The following is a 19,400-nucleotide window of genomic DNA, read 5'->3' on the forward strand; positions in this document are numbered from 1 at the left end:
TTAATTCTTACTCATTTTTTTAGCTTCTAGAGTTACTAATTCACTTTCTGAAACACCTCTTTCTTTCGCTTTTTTACGAATTTCATTCATCCAGGTTGGTTTGTTAATTATTTGAACCTCGAAATAGAGAGGAGACTTGTTTTTTTTGTCTAAAATTTCTATATCTAGAAATAATAATCTTTTGTTAATCCAACTTTTTAAATAATCAATTTCGTCTTCATATGTTTTGCCCAAATAGTGGTTGGGCCAAAAGTCTTTACTATTTAAAACGGTCCATTTTTTAAAGTTGTTTTGAGCTGGGGTTTTACAAATGTTATAAAAAGAATCTATTTTGGCATGAATATATTCATTGCTCAATGTAGTTTTTCTTAGTTGAAAGTAGCGATTTTTTAAAGCGTCGTTAAATGTGTTGTTTGCCATTAGTTTTTCCCACCAAAAAGGCACATAGCTAGCCGAATTGTAAACAAAACTTTCAGGATTAAAGCCATCATTATAATTGGTTAGTCCGTAAGCAAAATTATAATCCCAAATAGGACCCATATAAAATATAGGTGTTTTTGCATTTATATCAGGATTGTAGATATATGTACTAAGCCTATAAGCATCTATGTTTTTAGTAAACTCAGAAATAATAAAGTGGTCTACAAAAGAATTTATATCTACATTGGTTAGCATATCCTCGCTTTCTTGATATAAATTCTTTTCGAAAATATTAAATTGACGTTTTATTAATTCTTGTGTTGAGCTATCTGTTTTTTTTGTTTTAGGACATTCCAACGTGTAATATAAAGGAAGATGAGAAGTGTCGTTAGATGAAGGGAAAATAGCACTCCATTTATTCCTGTCAACCTCTAATAAATAGCCTCCCGATGTAATACCGTTATTTTCTATTTTAAGTTCAGGAATATTTAAGTGATTAGGACCAATATTAATTTTTTCGGTAAGCACATAAACACCTTGGTAGTTGTCATTTATAATTAACTCAATAAAAGCAGTTTTAACTGAATAATGCCCCATATCATTATATAAGCTATAGGTTAAAGCATTTCTAATTAAAGATTTGTCGGCATATGGTCCATATAAGACCCATTTTTTAGCTGCTGGTAAACCTAATAATGGTGTTGCTCTTGGTATACCATCATCAAGAACTGAAAACCCATAAGATTTTTTAGCAAAGTTTTGCGAACTAAACCCTCTACGTTCAATTTTTATTTGATAGGAAATAGGCTCGTCAGTTATTTTGTTTTCGTTTTTGTTATCAAAAACATTTAATAGAGATTCAATTTTTGGCTCATCAGGAATAGCCTTATTATTTGTGTTTATTTTAAAAACAGGCAGGGTTGAACTTGAAAAAATTGATGAAGAATTTTCTCTAAAATGATTTATATTTTCTTCTTCAGGCAGTAATTTTTCTTCTAAAAAAGAGATGCTTATTTTACTAGGAGAAAAATGTTTTAAATCATTAACATTTTCCACCAATAATATTATTGTGTTTTCTCCATTTCTTAAAAAGGTAGAAACTTTTTCTAAGTTAATAAATCGTTTAGCTCTAGACCAATTTTCATAAATTTTTAACGTGTTTTTTGACCCAGTCAAAAGGTCTGTTTCAGAGGTTATTAAGTGTCTGCTTGCTTTATAGGATAGATTATTGTTTAAGTATAATGAAATAGAATATTTGTTATTATATTCTAATAGAATATGCTTTATGGACGAGATGTTTTCAACTGATAAATTGGTTTTAAAAAGGATGTTTTTGTTGTTTTTACTTTCATCTAGCTCAATTTCTTCAATAGAACTTGGATTAACCCAGCTTATTTTAGATAAAAAGTCGGGAGTGTTTTTTAAAGCAGAATCAACTATTGCGTAAGACCATAATTTATCTTTAGAAACTGCGTAAATCCAAACATCTTTGTAAGCGAACTGAGCAGCAATAGTTAATGCTAGTGCTAAAAATATAACAATATAGACTAATTTTTTTAGCATTTACTCAACAATAATGCTCCAGTTTTTTTGAGATTTATCGTTTATTCTATTTGATTTTATTGTTACACCTTTAGCCTCGTCAATTTCAGATATCGCGCGATAAGTGTGTTGATCTAAAACAAATCCATTTGAGTTTATAAGTGTAACCGAAGTCTCGTTGGGTGTTAGTTTAGGGAGTTCATCAATAATATTAAATGCCTTAGGATAGATGTTAGAAAACTCAATAAAATTGTTAACAAGATAAACAGACGCTAATCGAGGTAAAATTGTGCCGATAGGAAACCTGAATTTTTTCTCTCCTTTTTCAGTTTTTATAATAATCGTATAGCCTGTTAAATTAACATCAATATTGTAATTGTTTTGTAATTCTATCCAATCACCACTGTTTTTATCTTTAGAAGATTTAATATGAATATTAACTAAGCTAATTGCAGTTGTTTTACTTGAAAAAGCACCAATATCATTTTTGTTTTCTTGAAGGTGATAGTCAAAATTAAGGGTGTCTAAAAAAATAGGCTTCTTATTTATTGCATCACCCCCTATGTTTTTAGGGTAAGACAAAGAATTCGTCCTCTCTAATGTTGACCATTCATCAGCCCAAGCATACATCTCAGAGCAATTATAAAATAAATTATTTTCAGCTTTTATTGCACCGCCCAACTTATAGTCGCTTCTTTTTCTATAAGCGTATAACCCTTTTCTGTTGTTAATCATAGTGTTGTTCTTAACTAAAGCAAAAGAGCTGTCCTTAACAGAAACACATGTTTTGTTATTAATAAACAAGTTATTTTTAACTACAACTCCATTTTTAGAAGGTCCGTACTGCTCTGTGCCTATAGAAACACCTTTGTCGGAATTATTGATTAAGATGTTATTTTCTATAATTACATTGTTACAGGCGTTTAAATCAATAGCATCATCTGGTGAATTTCTTACTAAGTTGTTTCTAATAATTCCTTTGTCTGTCTGAATGTATTCAATAGCATCAGGCATATTGTTAAAGGATGAATTTTCAGTAGTTGCGTCAACAAAATAAACAACCATTCCTTCTCCTGTCCCATTCCCCTCAAAGGTTGAATTTAAAACATTTAATTTTCCTTTTAGTCCCCAAATCAATGCAGATCTTTTTTCACCTTCAACTAAATTTTTATTATTTATAGTTATAGAAGAGCTGTCTAATGTAACTTCTGTTTCTTTAAAGTTTATTATTCCATCTTTTAAGTGCACATGTTTAAAGTAACCTGTTTTTGCTTTTTCATAAAAATAGATATGACTCCAATTTTTACTTGTGTTGTCAGGCATAAAATAAATGGGTTCTTCTCTCGTTCCTGACGCAAAAATATTCCCGTTACAACTAATTTTTACATTTTGTTTTAGGTGAATTTCAACACCAGGATTTATAGTAAGTGTTGCATTTTCTCCTATTGTTAAATTTTCTTTTATTATATAAGGAGATCCCTCTTTAGTAAAGGTAGTGTTTGAATTAATATTAGCAGAAACCAATGTTCCGCTGTTAAAGATTAAGATGTTTTTGGTGTTAAACCCCTCAGTAATAAAATTGCCATCGGTTGAAGATACTTTCCAATAATACTTTCCGTTTTTTAAGCTATTTAGTTTGTAAAAAGTATCGGTAATATTTGTAATGTATGTTGTTTTGCTGCTGTCAAGTAATAAAAAATCTGTTCCATAAGCTAGCGTGTAAGTAATATTCTTATTCGCCTTATGTTTAGATTTTTCCCACTTAAAAGTAACGGTGTCAGTTTGAGTTTGTTTGAATCGATGAACATAAAAACTTAGAGGTTGCTCATTAAATTGATTTTGTAATAATGCATAATGGTTGTTAAAGTATTCTTTCTCTCGGTTAATATTTGCTAACCATTCTTTTTTCGTTTTGATTTTATCAAGAGTGTCTAATTCAACAACAGGGTCAATTAATGGAATTAATTTATCAATAATTGGAGTTACAAATTCGTTGTTTAAATGGGACTTGTGAAGTTCGTTAATACGCTCTTTAATATCGTTGAAAATAGGCTCACATAAAATAGCCCTTTCAATTAAAGGGTTGTCTGATTCCCATTCACTAGAAGTTCTATGATAAGTATAGGGCATCCAATTGTAGTATGATAAACTTTTGTCAATATCCCACTGAAAAAGTTGCCATTTACCTGTTTTGTATAAATCATGATATAGGTAATAGTTATGATAATAAGTACTTCCGTTAGATAAAAACATGTTTAATGCAATAACATTTACCAAGCTTTTATATTCAAAAGTGTTTTTAACAAAAGAATAAAAATCTTTATCAGGAGTGTTATTTACTTTCTCTATCAACTCTTTTAAGTCGTTAAAACTTCCTTTTTTATTGGTTTTTTTTTCCCATTTTGCATTAACATCGTCAAAAATACTTAAGCACGCTCCGTCTTTTGTTGCTTTATAAAGATTGTTCTTTTTAGATAAATTGTTTCTTTTAAGAAAGTGCTCATCTATATTTTCCACCTTTAAATATAAGCCGTAATATTTGTTGTTAAGATAAATTTTAACCAGTTCGGAGTTAAAACAAATTTGCCCAGATTGCTGAATAAGTTTGCTTGAAAGGTATTGTCTTATAAGGGTTTTGTCAGAATATTCAGCATTTAAATTAAACACCATTTCGGTAGGTGAAAATGAAGTAGAATCGAATTTAATTTTTAATGATTTTTTAGGGTCTTCTCTAGATGTGTCTCCTCTAATTCTCATTTTAGCGATGTGAGTTTCGCCATTTAAAGTAATTTTTATCGGAATATAAAGGTTTTCTTTTGGCGAAGCATAAATTTTTTCAACATCACTTGTTTCGCAATCAATATAATATTCTTTAAAACTGGTTGGAGGAAAATCTTCATTTTCAATTTTAACTTGTGAAGTTCCACATGAAACAAAAAGAACTATGCATAAAAAAGCAACAGCGTATCTCATAGACAGAGTAATCATTTTTAATAAATTATTTTACACGACTCGCCTTTAACGGGTTTTCGTTTATTTCATTGTCCATTTTTCTGTTTTTTACAACATCAATTGCTAAATAAATTGCCGATCGGAACGATTGCTCGTTGGCTATGTTTTTCCCAGCAATATCATAAGCTACTCCATGGTCGGGAGAAGTTCTGATAATATCCAGTCCTGCTGTAAAATTAATGCCAGAACCAAATACTAACGATTTGAAAGGAATTAAACCTTGATCATGATACATCGCTAAAACAGCATCAAACTTTTTATAGTTACCAGAACCAAAAAAGCCATCAGCTGCGTATGGACCAAATACATTTAAACCTATGCTTTTGGCATTGTTTATTGCAGGAATAATAATTTCATCTTCTTCTGAGCCTAAAAGCCCATTATCTCCAGCATGAGGGTTTAACCCTAGAACAGCAATTTTTGGACTGTGAATGGCAAAATCTTGAATTAACGCTTTGTTTAGCACTTTAATTTTTCCAAAGATTTTATCCACAGTAAGATTGTTGGCTATCGTTTTAACAGGAATGTGTCCTGTAACCATTCCAATTTTTAAGTTTTCGCTAATCATCAACATTAACGACTCACCAGTAGACTTTGATTCTAAATATTCTGTATGACCAGAAAATTTAAAGTCATCTGATTGAATATTGTCTTTGTTGATTGGAGCGGTTACGATTGCATCAATTTTACCTTCAAATAAATCTTTTGTTGCTGCATTAAGAGAGGTAAATGCATACTTGCCAGCTTCGCTAGTGGATTTTCCAAACGCTATTTCCGCCTCTTCTTCCCAACAATCAATAATGTTTGCTTTTTTGGGGTTTGCATCTTTTGCATCATCAATTTTATTAAAACTAAAATCATGAATATCTAAACTTTTACGGTATAAACTCACTGTTTTAGAAGAACCATAAACAATAGGAGTGCATAACTCCATCATTTGAGGGTCAAGAAAGGTTTTAATAATTACTTCTATACCTATTCCGTTAATGTCGCCGACACTAATTCCAATTTTTGTTTTTTTAGACATTCTTTATAAGAATTAATAGTTTTTTATAAAATCGTAAAACACTCTAACACCAGACCCAGAACCACCTTTAGAAACATAATCTACTTTAGATTTCATCCATGCTGGACCAGCAATGTCAAGGTGTATGTATGGGTAATCAGTAAAGTTTTCTAAAAATTTACCTGCAGTTATCGATCCTCCAGCACCATTTCCAAGGTTAGTTAAATCAGCAATACTAGATTTCAATTGCTCATTGTATTCATCCCAAAAAGGAAATTCAACAATACGTTCGTAAACGTTGTTTCCGGCTGTTTTAAGTTTGTTCATCACTTTTTCTTCTGCGTTACCCATAGCTACAATTCCGTAATGACCAATAGCAGCAGCAGCAGCACCTGTTAAGGTTGCAGCATCTAATACTAGTTCTGGCTTATATTTTTGAGCATAACTTAACGCGTCAGCTAAAATCATACGCCCTTCAGCATCAGTATTTAAAACCTCTACTGTTTTTTTGTTGTGCATAGTTATTACGTCTCCAGGAGCGTAAGCATTTCCGCTAGGTCTGTTATCGGTTGCAGGTACCAAAGTAATCACATAAAATGGTAATTTGTTTTTTGCAATAGCATACATAGCTCCAACTACTGCAGCAGCTCCACCCATATCACACTTCATAATATCCATTGAGTTTGCTGTTGGCTTTAAACTTAAACCACCCGTGTCGTAAACCACCCCTTTTCCAACTAAAATAACAGGGTTTTTGTTTTTAGCTTTTGCAGGGTTCCATTCTAACACAGAAAATGTTGGAGGATCAATACTTCCTTTATTTACCGCAAGTAGGCCACCCATTTTTAAAGCTTCTATTTTGGCTTTACCTAAAACTTCCACTTTAAACCCTGACTCTTTACCTAATCGTTTAATTTCTTTTGCTAATTGCTCAGCATTTAAAAATGATTGTGGTTCGTTTACCAAATCTTTTGCAGAGTTTGTAGCATAAGTAATATTTACAACCTCTTCAATTTGAGTTTTAGTTATTTTTCCTATAACATTAATGGCTTGTAAGCTATTCTTTTTCTTTTCAGAATAATATTTTAAAAACTGATAATTTGATAAAATTGCACCTTCAATAAAATCAGTAGAAATAACTAAATCAGAAATAAGAGTAATTGATTCAAGTTTGTTTTCATTAGCTATATCTACAACTTTTGAAGCGTTTTTTCTGGCTGTTTGTCTTGCTTTATAATCATCATCTTTACTAGAAATAACAACAAATGCAATAGATGAAAGCCTATTGATTGTAACTATTTTATTATCATCTTTAATTTTAGCCTTTATGTAAGAGAGCTCATCTTTATTAAAAAAGGTATTGTCAATCTCTTTTTCGGTAGGCACTAAAAAAACAACATTGTCTTTAGTCCCTGCTTTTGTAACTTTTTTTATTTCCATTAGCGATGATTTTTATAGTAATTTTGAGAAGTTCAAAAGTAGCAATATTTACGCAAATTACATAAATAGATAATGCAAGTACAATCGTTATTACAAAAAGGGTTAAACTTAGAATTTTTAAGTGCAGAAGAAGGTGAGTTCTTGTTTCATAATGCGCCTACAGCAGAGTTAGTGTTGGTAGCAAACGAGCTCAGAAAATTAAAGAAGAAAAGTAACAAAGTTACGTGGATAATTGACCGAAACCTTAACACAACAAACGTATGTATTGCGAATTGTAAATTTTGCAATTTTTATAGAATACCAGGGCACAAAGAAGCCTATATTACTTCAATGGACCAGTACAAAGAAAAGATTGAAGAAACTATAAAATATGGTGGAGAGCAATTATTGCTTCAAGGAGGTCACCACCCAGATTTAGGATTAAAGTTTTACTGCGACACTTTTAGTGGAATAAAAAAAATGTTTCCAAACATAAAACTTCATGCATTAGGGCCCCCAGAAATAGCTCACATCAGTAAGCTTGAAGGTATTTCACACACGGAGGTTTTGAGCGCCTTGAAAGAAGCAGGGTTAAACTCACTTCCAGGAGCTGGTGCTGAAATTTTAAATGATAGGGTAAGAAGATTAATTTCAAAAGGGAAATGTTCGGGAAGAGAATGGTTGGATGTAATGAGAGCTGCACACCAATTAAATATTACAACTTCTGCAACAATGATGTTTGGACATATTGAAACAGTTTCTGAGCGTTTTGAACATTTAGTCTTACTAAGAGAAGTTCAAAGTGAAAAACCTGAAAGCTCGAAAGGGTTTTTAGCATTTATTCCATGGCCTTTTATGGATGATGGCACATTGCTAAAAAGAGTGAAAGGTGTTTCTAACAATGTTACCGATGACGAGTATATTAGAATGATAGCGCTAAGTAGAATTATGTTGCCAAATATAGATAATATTCAAGCTTCTTGGTTAACAGTTGGAGAAAAAACGGCTCAAATATGTTTACATGCTGGTGCAAATGATTTTGGCTCAATAATGATAGAGGAAAATGTTGTTTCTGCTGCAGGAGCTCCACATCGATTTACAGCTGATGGTATTCAACAAGCTATTAGAGAGGCTGGGTTTGAACCTCAATTGAGAACTCAAGAATACGAAGAAAGAGAATTGCCAAAAGATATGGTGCAGCAAGTGATTAATTATTAATTTACCTTTTTATTAAAGGTAGATAGCTAACTTTTAAAAAGCGTAACTTTAGACGTTACTTTATGAAAATAATCTTTTATATACTGCTTTTTTTAATTTCGTTACCTACGTTTGCAACGCACAACAGGGCAGGAGAGATTACTTTTAAACACGTTTCAGGGTTTACTTACGAAGTAACGGTTGTTACTTATGTTAAGGAATCTAGCCCTGCAGAACGGCCAAACTTAGAAATATTTTGGGGAGATGGCACATCACTTGACTCTATCCCAAGAATAGAGTCTATTTCTCTAGGTAATGATATCGAAAAAAATATTTATAAAGATCGGCATACCTATCCAGGAGCGAGCCCTCTTCCATATACGATTCGAATTGAAGATCCAAACAGAAATGCAGGTGTAATTAATGTTCCAAACTCAGTAAACATTGTATTTTATTTAGAAACAAAAATTTATATAAATCCATTTTTAGGGGTTAATAATTCGCCAGAATTATTAAATCCACCAATAGACAATGCATGTGTTGGTAAAGTTTATGTGCACAACCCTGGTGCTTATGATGTTGATGGAGATAGCTTATATTATTCATTACAATCAAGTTTACAAACCGGAGGGCAACCCATACCAGGATATGTATTTCCTCAAGCTTCATCTTCTTTGTCTGTTAATCCTGTTACAGGAGATTTAATTTGGGACTCGCCAACACAGCTTGGAGAGTATAATGTGGCTATTTTAATTGAGGAATTTAGAGGGGGAATTAAGATTGGAGCTATTTTAAGAGACTTGCAAATAACAGTTGCCGCTTGTAGTAATAATCCACCAATAATTACCGGAACTCAAGACACTTGTATTGTGGTTGGAGATACCTTAAATATGAATTTTAACGCATTTGACCCTGACGGAAATAATGTTGTTTTTTCTGCAACAGGAGGGCCTTTATTTTCAGGAGTAAATGCTGCTAGTTTTAATACCACAGCTATTTCTAGCGATGTTGATGGTAGTTTATATTGGATACCTCAATGTTCTGAAATTCAAAAAGGTAAATATTTAGTTTCTTTTAAAGCAACAGATGATGGCGATCCAAATTTGGTTGATTTTCATTCGTTATTTGTTAAAGTAATAGCTCCTGAACCTAAAAACTTATCTTCTACAGTTTTAACAAATGCGATAAGTATAAAATGGGATAAAACAGGGTGTAATCAAGCTCTAAAATATAAAATTTATAGAAAGCAAGGCCCATCAGGCTGGGTTCCTTCTTATTGTGAAACAGGAATTCCTGCATTTACTGGATTTCAATTAATAGGTGAAACAAACTCTAATAATGACACAATTTATGTTGACAGTAATAGTGGGTTAGGTTTAATTTCTGGTGCTAATTATTGTTACCGTGTTATAGCAGTTTACCCTGACGGATCTGAGAGTAGAGCTTCTGATGAGGTTTGTGATCAATTAAGAAAAGATGTTCCTATAATTACAAATGTTAGTATAAATTCTACTTCTACAACTTCAGGGCAAACTTATGTGGCATGGTCTAAACCAACAGAACATGATACCGCTATATTTAAAGGACCTTATCGTTATTTGGTTTATAGAGGAACAAGCTCAACAGCTCTTACATTAATAGATTCAACGGCAACAATAAACGATACTACTTACATTGATAATAATTTAAACACCAAAGACAACCAATATTTTTATCGAGTAGACATTTACAATTTAACTGGCGGCACAAGAGATTTGATTGGAAAATCAACTGTAGCTTCTTCTGTTTATTTAAACTTAATTCCATCAGACAATCAAATTACATTAGAATGGAACGAGAATGTGCCTTGGACAAATACACAACATGTAATTTATAAATACAATTTTTCCACATTAGCTTTTGATTCAATTAATATAACAACAAACTCTAATTATGTTGACACAGGACTGGTAAATGGTAGTAATTATTGTTATCAAGTTAAAAGTTTTGGAGGCTACTCTTCATCAGGGTTAATTTACCCTATTCTAAATTTTTCTCAAGAGAATTGTGCAGAGCCGGTTGATAATGTGCTTCCGTGTGAACCAAGATTAAGTATTAAAGCAGACTGTGAGTTACAAGAAAATATTTTGAGTTGGGATTCGTATTACGAAAATTGTGACGATGATGTTTTATCGGTTAATATTTATAAAAAAGACTCTATCGACGGAGAATTTTATTTGGTTACCACAATTAACAATGGAGTGGACTCAGTTTTTATTCACGACAATATAACCTCTATTGCGGGGTGCTATATTCTTGAATCAATAGATTCTGTTGGCAACAGGAGTATAATTACTGATACTGTTTGTGTGGAGAATTGCCCTAAATATGAATTGCCGAATGTTTTTACACCAGGTAGCGATGGAAGTAATGACTTTTTTAAACCATTCCCTTTTCAGTATGTAAAATCAGTTGACATTAAAATTTATAATCGTTGGGGAAATCTAGTCTTTGAAACCACAAATCCTGAAATTTTATGGGATGGGAAAAATCAAAAAAATAGTCAACCCTGTTCTGATGGAACGTATTTTTATGTTTGTACGGTTAATGAAATTTATCTAGACGGAACACGACCAAAAGTATTAAAAGGATTTATTCACTTGCTGAGCAATAAAGGCTCAGGAAATAATTTTAATTAATGTTTACAGGAATAATTGAAGGTTTAGGAGAGTTAAAAAAAATTGAAAAAGAAGGAGAAAACATTCATTTTACCTTCTATTGTGATTTTACTAACGAATTAAAGGTTGATCAAAGTTTAGCGCACAATGGAGTTTGTTTAACAGTTATTAGTATTAATAATGATGAATATACTGTTACTGCTATAAAGGAAACATTACTAAAAACGAATTTAGGAGATTTAGTTGTGGGTTCTAATGTAAACTTAGAAAGAGCTATGTCGGCGAACGGAAGATTTGACGGACATGTTGTTCAAGGGCATGTTGACCAAACTGCAATTTGTAAAAATGTTACTGAAGAAAACGGAAGTTGGATGTTTACTTTTGAATATGAATCAAAAGGAAATATAACAGTTGAAAAAGGCTCTATTACTATTAACGGCGTGAGTTTAACAGTTGTTAATTCTAACAAGAATCAATTCTCTGTTTGTATTATTCCGTACACATTTGAGCACACCACATTTAAAAACATTAAAGCAGGCACTCAAATTAACCTTGAGTTTGATATTATTGGGAAGTATGTTGCTAAATTAATGCAGGGTTATCAATAGATTGCTTTAACTATTTCTCTTGTAGAGATTGATTTACCCATTGTGTAATAGTGAATACAAGGCACTCCAAAATCAATCAAATCTTTTGATTGTTCTATTGCCCACTCAATTCCTACTTGTCTTACTGCATTGTCATTTTTACAAGCTTCTATAGCTTCTACTAAATCATCAGGAATATCAATATGGAAAAATTTAGATAAAGACAACAATTGATTTTTGTTTGAAATAGGTTTTAATCCTGGAATAATAGGAACATTAATACCAGCTTCACGACAAGCTATTACAAAACTTTTAAACTTTTCGTTATCATAAAACAACTGGGTTGTAATGTATTCCGCTCCAGCATCAACTTTTTGTTTTAAGTGTTTTAAGTCGTTTTTAAAACTTGGCGATTCGAAATGTTTTTCAGGGTAACCAGCCACGCCAATACAAAAATCTGTAGGAGTTGCATTTAACAAATCTTCATCAAAATATTCCCCTTTGTTTAAGCCTACTATTTGTTTTACTAAATCAACAGCATAAGCATGTCCACCTTCTTCAGGAACAAAGTTTGTTTCCGTTTTAATAGGGTCGCCACGAAGAGCTAGTACATTATCTATTCCTAAAAAATTAAGGTCAATTAGAGCGTTTTCTGTTTCTTCTTTAGTAAATCCTCCACAAATAATATGAGGAATTGCATCTACTTGGTATTTGTTCATAATTGCTGCACAAATACCAACAGTTCCAGGACGTTTTTTTATAGAAATCTTTTCAAGGTAACCTTTCTCACGTTTTTTGTAAACAAATTCTTCACGATGATAAGTAACATTAATAAAAGAAGGTTTAAATTCCATCAAGGGATCAATACTATCGTAAATTGATTGGATACTCTTCCCTTTTAAAGGGGGAAGTATTTCGAAAGAAATAAGCGGTTTTTTGGCTTGATTTAAATGTTCAATTACTTTCATTTATGCGATTATTTACAAATTCAATAAAATTTAATTCGGCAAATGTACTAATGACTATTTATAAACAAAATAAAATTTTACGCAAAATCAATTCTTACCATAAATAAAGCGTTTAAATAGTATTAACTAGTCCTTGAAATAATGTAATTTTGTGAATTCTAAAATTTGAAGATGGAACACATACGTAACTTTTGTATAATAGCGCATATAGACCACGGTAAAAGCACTTTGGCAGATAGGTTGTTGCAAACCACAGGAGCGATTACAGAAAGAGAAATGCAAGAACAAACGCTCGATGACATGGATTTGGAGCGTGAAAGAGGAATTACAATTAAGAGCCATGCTATTCAAATGGAATATACTCTTGATGGTCAAGAATATGTATTAAATTTAATTGATACTCCAGGGCACGTAGATTTTTCTTACGAAGTATCTCGATCTATAGCATCTTGTGAAGGAGCTTTATTAATTGTAGATGCGACACAAGGAATACAGGCTCAAACCATTTCTAATTTGTATTTAGCTATAGAAAATGATTTAGAAATTATACCTATACTAAATAAAATGGACCTTGATAGCGCAATGCCTGAAGAGGTAAAAGATCAAATTGTTGATTTGATAGGTTGCGATAGAGATGATATTATTTCTGCAAGTGGTAAAACTGGGTTGGGTGTTGAAGATATTTTAAAAGCAGTTATTGAAAAAGTTCCAGCACCTAAAGGAGACCCAGACGCACCATTTCAAGCATTAATCTTTGATTCTGTTTTTGACTCTTATAGAGGCATAAACGCTTATTTTAAAGTAAAAAATGGTTCAATTAAAAAAGGAGAAAAAGTTAAATTTATAGCTACAGGTAAAGAATATCATGCTGATGAAATAGGTACTTTAAAATTAAAACAAACTCCTAAGCAGATTATAAAAACAGGAGATGTTGGCTATATTATTTCAGGAATAAAGGTAGCTAAAGAAGTAAAAGTTGGAGATACCATAACTACAGTTGCAAGACCTGCTCCAGCTATTCAAGGATTTGAAGATGTAAAGCCAATGGTTTTTGCGGGAATTTATCCAATTGAAACCGATGAATATGAAGAGTTAAGAGATGCAATGGAGAAATTGCAATTGAATGATGCTTCATTAACTTTTGAACCTGAATCTTCTGCTGCATTAGGATTTGGTTTCCGATGTGGATTCTTAGGAATGTTACATATGGAAATTATTCAAGAGCGTTTAGAGCGTGAGTTTGATATGTCCGTTATTACTACTGTTCCTAACGTGTCTTATCAAGCATATTTAACAAAAGATAAACAAACACCAATAATAGTCAATAACCCAGTTGATTTTCCGGATCCGAGCCGATTAGATCGAGTTGAAGAACCATATATTAAAGCAACGATAATTACTAAGTCTGATTATGTTGGACAAATTATGTCTTTATGTATTGAGAAAAGGGGAGAGTTAACAAATCAAGTTTATTTAACTACTGATAGAGTAGAATTAAGTTTTAACGTTCCACTGGCTGAGATAGTTTTTGATTTTTATGATCGTTTGAAATCAATTTCTAGAGGTTATGCTTCTTTTGATTATCACCCAATTGGGTTTAGAGAGTCTAAATTGGTAAAAATGGACATAATGCTTAATGGAGACCCTGTAGATGCATTATCTGCTTTAGTTCATAAAGATAACGCATACGATTTAGGTAAAAAAATCTGTAAAAAATTAAGGGAATTAATTCCACGTCAACAGTTTAATATTGCAATACAAGCAGCAATAGGAGCTAAAATTATTTCGAGAGAATCTCTTTCTGCGTTACGTAAAGATGTAACTGCAAAATGTTATGGAGGAGATATATCTCGAAAGCGTAAGTTATTAGAAAAGCAAAAAGAAGGAAAGAAGAAAATGAAACAGATTGGAAGTGTAGAAATACCACCTAAGGCCTTTTTAGCGGTTCTAAAACTGAATGATTAATGTTAGAAAGTATCTTACAAAAAACCAAGTTTAGTTCATTACTTGAAGGCGATTCTACAGATTATGTTTGGATAGACATCTCTCTAACAAATGAGCAGTTGGAGAATGTTGATGTTTCAAATGCATCTCAATTTTCTGAGTATATCAATTTGTTTTTAAAAGAAAACAATGCAAAAATAGCAATGGGAGGTTATAATGAAGCGCGTAATATTTACAAACGAAGTGAAAACTTTAATTCAAGCGATTTAGAGGAACGGTTTATTCATTTAGGGATAGATTTATGGACAAAAGCTTATACTGCAGTTTCAGCACCTTTAAAAGGCAAAGTACACAGTTTTGGAAATAATTTAGGAGTTGGAAATTATGGGCCAACAATAATCTTAGAACATAACTTAAAGGGAGAAAAGTTTTATACCCTTTATGGTCATCTTACTAAAGACTCTATAGAAGACCTTATAATAGGTGAAGCGATTGATAAAGGAGAAATGTTTGCTGCAATTGGTAATTTTCCTGCTAACGGAGATTACCCTCCACACTTACACTTTCAAATCATAAAGGATTTAAAAGGAATGAGTGGTGATTTTCCAGGAGTTACTTCAAATACTAAACAAGAAGAAGATTTAGCAAATTGCCCAGATCCAAATTTAATTTTGAAGATATCAAAATAATAGGCTAAACAACCTTATACATTTTTCCTGGCAACGATTTTATTAAGTTATTAAACTCCATTTCTAAGAGCAGGGAAGCTGTTTTGCTCATGGGGAATTTAGCTTTTAAAGCCAAGTCGTCTATATTAGTTTTGTCTTGTTCTTTTAACAAATCAAAAAGCAGCTGTTCTTCTTGAGTTAACTCTATAAAAAGTTGGGCTTGTTTATTGTTTTTTGGAGATTGTGCCTCCCATCCCATAATATATTCTATATCTTTAAAGGATTGGAGCAAGTGAGCCTTGTTTTGCTTAATTAAAGCATTACAACCCTCAGATTGACTGTCTGTAACTCTACCGGGTAAAGCAAAGACGTCACGGTTATAACTATTGCCTAGTTCGGCAGTAATTAACGAACCTCCTTTTTTACTCGATTCAATTACAATAATTGCATCAGCTAAACCAGAAACAATTCTATTCCTTTTTGGAAAATTTTCTCTTTCAGGCTTTGTTCCACTTAAAAATTCAGAGACAAGACCTCCATTATTCAGCATTTGATTAGCTACCGGTTTGTGTTGAGAAGGATATAACCTATCAAGTCCGTGAGCAGTAACACCAATTGTGGCTAAATTATTATTTAACGCTTCTTTATGAGCACAAACATCTACACCAAAAGCAAGACCACTAACAATTAATGGATTGTGAGGTTTTAAATCCACAAGTAATTGTGCACAAAAGTCTTTACCATAATCAGTTGCTTTTCGAGTGCCAACAATACTTATTACTTTTTTTGTGTTGTAATCAAAATCACCTTTGCTAAACAATACAATTGGACCATCTTCACAATGGCTTAATCTTTTTGGGAACAAACCATCATTAAAACAAAGCGCTTTAATGTTGTTTTTTTCAATAAAAATTAATTCTTGACTAGCTAACGTAAGCGCTTCTGCTTTATGGTCAATTATTCGTGAGGCATTAACGGCTCCAATTCCTGGAATTTTTTCTAAAGCACTTTTCTTTTCTTCAAAAACAGCTTCGGCACCACCACAAAAAGCTATTAATTTTTTTGCAGTAATGTTTCCAATGTTAGGTATTGCTGTTAATGCGATATGATAAAGCAATTGTTGGTTCATCGATTTTGTTTACTTTAGTCAAAAGTAAAAGATTAATTTTTATCTGATGAAAATTTTAGGAATAATTCCTGCAAGGTATGGATCAACAAGGTTCCCGGGCAAGCCGTTAATTGATATCAATGGCAAATCGATGATACAACGCGTTTATGAGCAAGCCAAAAGTTGTACTAACCTTAATGAGGTAGTTGTGGCTACTGACGACCACCGAATTTTTGACCACGTGAAATCATTTGGTGGAAATGTTGAAATGACTTCTGATAAACACGAAAGTGGAACTGACAGGTGTGCTGAGGTGATGGATAAATTAGAAGAAAATTATGATGTGGTAATTAACATACAAGGTGATGAGCCTTATATTGATCCGATACAAATTACTCAATTATGCGAATGTTTTAATGATGAAAAAACGGACATTGCTACACTGATTAAAAAGATTGAAACGACAGAAGATTTGCTTAACGTAAATAAAGTAAAGGCTGTAAAAAGTAGTGCTGATTTTGCTATTTATTTTAGTCGTAATCCAATACCGTTTGTAAAAGGAGAGGAGAAAGAAAATTGGCTAAAAACAAATACTTACTTTAAGCACATTGGTATTTATGGGTATAGAACTGAAGTTTTACAAAAAGTAACACAAATGCCACTTTCAATATTAGAAAAAGCTGAAGGATTAGAACAATTAAGATGGCTAGAAAATGGATTACGCATAAAAGTTGCAGAAACACAACTGGAAGCCATAGCTATTGATTCTCCGGAGGATTTACAAAAGATAAAATGAAGAATCAAAAAGAAATTTAGTTTTAAACCTCCTAGTTTTTTACTATTTTTATATATTCGCAGCCCTTTATGAAATTAGACCTACATATTAGCCACCTTTTATTTCAATACGATTGTGTAATTGTACCTAATTTAGGTGGTTTTGTAGCTAATTACAAACCAGCTTCTATTCAGTCAATTAAAAGCACTTTTCATCCTCCTTCAAAAGGAATTTCGTTTAACAAAAACTTAATTAATAACGATGGGTTATTGATAAATGCAATAAGTAAAGCAAACAAAACAAGTTACGAAGAAGCAAGCAAAATAGTTGATGAAGCTGTTTTGGTGATGAAAGCAGATTTAAAAAAGAACAACAAATTGGTTGTTGAAAATGTTGGTGTTCTTTTTTATGACAAAGAAAATAGAATACAGTTTGAACCTTCTACGGATGTAAATTACTTATTAGAATCTTTTGGTTTAAGTTCTTTCCAGCAGTTTCCTGTTCAACATGAAACAATAGAAGAAAAAATAGTTAAAACCGTAAAAGAAACCCCTGTAATTGCTTTGCATCAAAAGAAAAATTCAAAAAAATGGGTTGCAGCCGCGATTATTACAATACCATTAGCATTTTTTGCTTTTTGGTTGCCTACCAAATATGATTTAGGAGCAGATTTAAATTATGCTAATTTAAACCCTTTCAAAACACTAACAACTTCAGTTTATGTTGCGAGAACAAACACGCCCGTTTTTGAGAAGATAGAAAAAGAAGATTTAAAAGCGACTATACAATCGATAAATGAGGATAACCCTACTGCAAGCATATCTTTTTTAAAAGGAGAGTCTCCAATAGTTGTAAAAATTAAAGAAACAGCTATAGATACTACTAGAGTTGAAGTTTCTAAAGTTAGGCTGAAGTTTCATATAGTTGGAGGATGTTTTTCTGAAGAACGTAATGCAAAAAGATTAGTAAGAAAACTAAACAAAGCAGGTTTTAATGCTTGGGTTATAGGGAAACGAAAAGGATTATACGCAGTAAGTTATAATAGTTTTGAAACTAGAAATGAAGCTGTTGAAGCATTAGCTTCTGCCCAAAGTCATAACTCTAAAGCTTGGATTTTAGAGCAGTAACCCCACCTTTACTTTTCTTAGAGGTTTAGTCATTAAAAAATGTTTCTTCGATTTTGTCTGCTAAAAAAGATGATAGTTTTACATAAGACTCTTTTGTCCAGCCAGCAACATGTGGGCTAAGAATAACTTTATCAGATGCACATAAATAATTAAAGTCTTCAGGCAAATCTTTACTATTAATTGTTTCAAACGATTTTGTTTCATATTCTAAAACATCTAAACAAGTACCAAGTATTTTTTTATTTTTTAAACCAGAAACTAATGCTGATATTTCTACATGGTTACCTCTTGCTGTATTAATTAAATAGAAAGGGTTTTCAAAAGCGTTTATAAATTCTTCATTAACGTAATATTTTGTTTCTGGAGTTAGTGGTAAATGAATACTAATTATATCGGATGCCTTCTGAAGTTCTGGTAAAGAGACTTCTTTAACAAAATCATTAGAAAAAGACTTTTTGTATTTGTCGAAAGCAATAACCCTACAATCAAACCCGCTTAACTTTTTAGCAAAGGCCTTTCCCATGTTCCCATAACCAACAATGCCAATAGTTTTGCCAGCTATTTCTAAACCTCTATTTCCTTCTCTATCCCAAATACCACGTCTAACTTCTGCATCTCCTTTTTTTAGTTTGTTAAACAACATTAACAACATGCCTATTGCTTGTTCTCCAACAGCATCCATGTTCCCTTCTGGAGAATTAAAAACGGTAATTTTTTTTTGTTTGGCGTAGGCTAAATCTATGTTTTCAAGGCCAGCCCCTGAACGAGCAATAAACTTTAAGTTTGAAGCTGCGTCTAAAAACGTTTTATCTATAGGGAAACGACTTCTAATAACAATGCCTTCGTATTGATTGATTTTGGTTTCAATTTCTTGTTTGGAAGATTGATAATCAAAATCACAAACACACTTTAAAGCAAAAAGTCTTTCTTCTAAAATAGGGTGAACCGAATCGACAAAGAGGATTTTCAT

General features: G+C 32.1%; 14 protein-coding genes. 7 read left to right on the forward strand and 7 right to left on the reverse strand.

Features of this window, described 5'->3' with window-relative positions; translation table 11 throughout:
• Genes FRY74_RS09970 through FRY74_RS09985 form a run of 4 tightly spaced genes read right to left on the reverse strand, consistent with a single transcriptional unit; the run spans position 1 to position 7,420 of the window.
• A complete protein-coding gene (locus FRY74_RS09970; protein WP_147101048.1) occupies positions 1–1,983 on the reverse strand; it encodes a CotH kinase family protein in 1,983 nt (660 codons plus the stop codon).
• Positions 1,984–4,950 carry a CotH kinase family protein gene (locus FRY74_RS09975; protein ID WP_147101049.1) on the reverse strand — a complete coding sequence of 989 codons (2,967 nt, stop codon included), beginning with the start codon at positions 4,948–4,950 and terminating at the stop codon, positions 1,984–1,986.
• Between the two features lie 10 nt (positions 4,951–4,960).
• On the reverse strand, positions 4,961–6,001 hold the full coding sequence (pdxA, locus tag FRY74_RS09980) for a 4-hydroxythreonine-4-phosphate dehydrogenase PdxA (protein ID WP_147101051.1): 1,041 nt from the start codon (positions 5,999–6,001) through the stop codon (positions 4,961–4,963).
• A 12-nt stretch (positions 6,002–6,013) separates the two neighbouring features.
• Positions 6,014–7,420, reverse strand: a complete 1,407-nt coding sequence (locus FRY74_RS09985) for a leucyl aminopeptidase family protein (RefSeq protein ID WP_147101053.1) — start codon at positions 7,418–7,420, stop codon at positions 6,014–6,016.
• Positions 7,421–7,492: 72 nt separating this feature from the next.
• Between FRY74_RS09985 and mqnC the strand changes: the two genes are divergently transcribed.
• The 3 genes from mqnC to FRY74_RS10000 all read left to right on the forward strand — a co-directional run bounded on the left by mqnC (position 7,493) and on the right by FRY74_RS10000 (position 11,861).
• Complete coding sequence (gene mqnC, locus FRY74_RS09990; RefSeq protein WP_147101055.1) at positions 7,493–8,617, forward strand: cyclic dehypoxanthinyl futalosine synthase; 1,125 nt, start codon at positions 7,493–7,495, stop codon at positions 8,615–8,617.
• 62 nt (positions 8,618–8,679) lie between these two features.
• The gene (locus tag FRY74_RS09995) at positions 8,680–11,274 is read left to right on the forward strand and encodes a T9SS type B sorting domain-containing protein (RefSeq protein ID WP_147101057.1); all 2,595 of its coding nucleotides are present in this window, start codon (positions 8,680–8,682) and stop codon (positions 11,272–11,274) included.
• On the forward strand, positions 11,274–11,861 hold the full coding sequence (locus tag FRY74_RS10000; protein WP_147101059.1) for a riboflavin synthase: 588 nt from the start codon (positions 11,274–11,276) through the stop codon (positions 11,859–11,861). The genes FRY74_RS09995 and FRY74_RS10000 overlap by 1 nt, the downstream gene beginning before the upstream one ends.
• On the opposite strand, the gene metF is transcribed toward FRY74_RS10000, so the two are convergent.
• Positions 11,855–12,808 (reverse strand): methylenetetrahydrofolate reductase [NAD(P)H], encoded by a 954-nt coding sequence (gene metF / locus FRY74_RS10005; RefSeq protein WP_147101061.1) that lies wholly within the window; start codon positions 12,806–12,808, stop codon positions 11,855–11,857. The two genes, FRY74_RS10000 and metF, sit on opposite strands and share 7 nt — an antisense overlap.
• A 171-nt stretch (positions 12,809–12,979) precedes the next feature.
• Here metF and lepA point away from each other — a divergent pair, with 171 nt between their 5' ends.
• Together lepA and FRY74_RS10015 are read left to right on the forward strand one after the other, a co-directional pair.
• Entirely contained in the window at positions 12,980–14,773 is a 1,794-nt protein-coding gene (lepA, locus tag FRY74_RS10010; protein ID WP_147101063.1) for a translation elongation factor 4, read from the forward strand.
• Entirely contained in the window at positions 14,773–15,441 is a 669-nt protein-coding gene (locus tag FRY74_RS10015; RefSeq protein ID WP_147101065.1) for a peptidoglycan DD-metalloendopeptidase family protein, read from the forward strand. Before lepA ends, FRY74_RS10015 begins: the two co-directional genes overlap by 1 nt.
• Before the next feature lie 4 nt (positions 15,442–15,445).
• Here FRY74_RS10015 and dprA read toward each other — a convergent pair whose 3' ends face one another.
• Positions 15,446–16,549, reverse strand: a complete 1,104-nt coding sequence (dprA, locus tag FRY74_RS10020) for a DNA-processing protein DprA (RefSeq protein WP_147101067.1) — start codon at positions 16,547–16,549, stop codon at positions 15,446–15,448.
• A gap of 46 nt (positions 16,550–16,595) precedes the next feature.
• On the opposite strand from dprA, the gene kdsB reads away from it, so the two are divergent.
• Together kdsB and FRY74_RS10030 are read left to right on the forward strand one after the other, a co-directional pair.
• Positions 16,596–17,324 carry a 3-deoxy-manno-octulosonate cytidylyltransferase gene (gene kdsB, locus FRY74_RS10025; RefSeq protein ID WP_147101069.1) on the forward strand — a complete coding sequence of 243 codons (729 nt, stop codon included), beginning with the start codon at positions 16,596–16,598 and terminating at the stop codon, positions 17,322–17,324.
• A 68-nt stretch (positions 17,325–17,392) separates the two neighbouring features.
• Positions 17,393–18,430, forward strand: a complete 1,038-nt coding sequence (locus FRY74_RS10030; protein ID WP_147101071.1) for an HU domain-containing protein — start codon at positions 17,393–17,395, stop codon at positions 18,428–18,430.
• Positions 18,431–18,455: 25 nt separating this feature from the next.
• Here FRY74_RS10030 and FRY74_RS10035 read toward each other — a convergent pair whose 3' ends face one another.
• Positions 18,456–19,400, reverse strand: coding sequence for a 2-hydroxyacid dehydrogenase (locus FRY74_RS10035; RefSeq protein WP_147101073.1), 945 nt, complete (start codon positions 19,398–19,400; stop codon positions 18,456–18,458).

This window comes from Vicingus serpentipes, assembly GCF_007993035.1.
Taxonomy (GTDB): Bacteria; Bacteroidota; Bacteroidia; order Flavobacteriales_E; family Vicingaceae; genus Vicingus; species Vicingus serpentipes.

What these genes read in the sequence shown, in the direction of transcription:
- FRY74_RS10015 (WP_147101065.1), top strand. Translation starts at nt 14,773, where the DNA reads ATGTTAGAAAGTATCTTACAAAAAACCAAGTTTAGTTCATTACTTGAA.
- mqnC (WP_147101055.1), top strand. Translation starts at nt 7,493, where the DNA reads ATGCAAGTACAATCGTTATTACAAAAAGGGTTAAACTTAGAATTTTTA.
- kdsB (WP_147101069.1), top strand. Translation starts at nt 16,596, where the DNA reads ATGAAAATTTTAGGAATAATTCCTGCAAGGTATGGATCAACAAGGTTC.
- FRY74_RS09970 (WP_147101048.1), bottom strand. Translation starts at nt 1,983, where the DNA reads ATGCTAAAAAAATTAGTCTATATTGTTATATTTTTAGCACTAGCATTA.
- metF (WP_147101061.1), bottom strand. Translation starts at nt 12,808, where the DNA reads ATGAAAGTAATTGAACATTTAAATCAAGCCAAAAAACCGCTTATTTCT.
- FRY74_RS10030 (WP_147101071.1), top strand. Translation starts at nt 17,393, where the DNA reads ATGAAATTAGACCTACATATTAGCCACCTTTTATTTCAATACGATTGT.
- FRY74_RS09975 (WP_147101049.1), bottom strand. Translation starts at nt 4,950, where the DNA reads ATGATTACTCTGTCTATGAGATACGCTGTTGCTTTTTTATGCATAGTT.
- pdxA (WP_147101051.1), bottom strand. Translation starts at nt 6,001, where the DNA reads ATGTCTAAAAAAACAAAAATTGGAATTAGTGTCGGCGACATTAACGGA.
- FRY74_RS09985 (WP_147101053.1), bottom strand. Translation starts at nt 7,420, where the DNA reads ATGGAAATAAAAAAAGTTACAAAAGCAGGGACTAAAGACAATGTTGTT.
- FRY74_RS09995 (WP_147101057.1), top strand. Translation starts at nt 8,680, where the DNA reads ATGAAAATAATCTTTTATATACTGCTTTTTTTAATTTCGTTACCTACG.
- FRY74_RS10035 (WP_147101073.1), bottom strand. Translation starts at nt 19,400, where the DNA reads ATGAAAATCCTCTTTGTCGATTCGGTTCACCCTATTTTAGAAGAAAGA.
- lepA (WP_147101063.1), top strand. Translation starts at nt 12,980, where the DNA reads ATGGAACACATACGTAACTTTTGTATAATAGCGCATATAGACCACGGT.
- FRY74_RS10000 (WP_147101059.1), top strand. Translation starts at nt 11,274, where the DNA reads ATGTTTACAGGAATAATTGAAGGTTTAGGAGAGTTAAAAAAAATTGAA.
- dprA (WP_147101067.1), bottom strand. Translation starts at nt 16,549, where the DNA reads ATGAACCAACAATTGCTTTATCATATCGCATTAACAGCAATACCTAAC.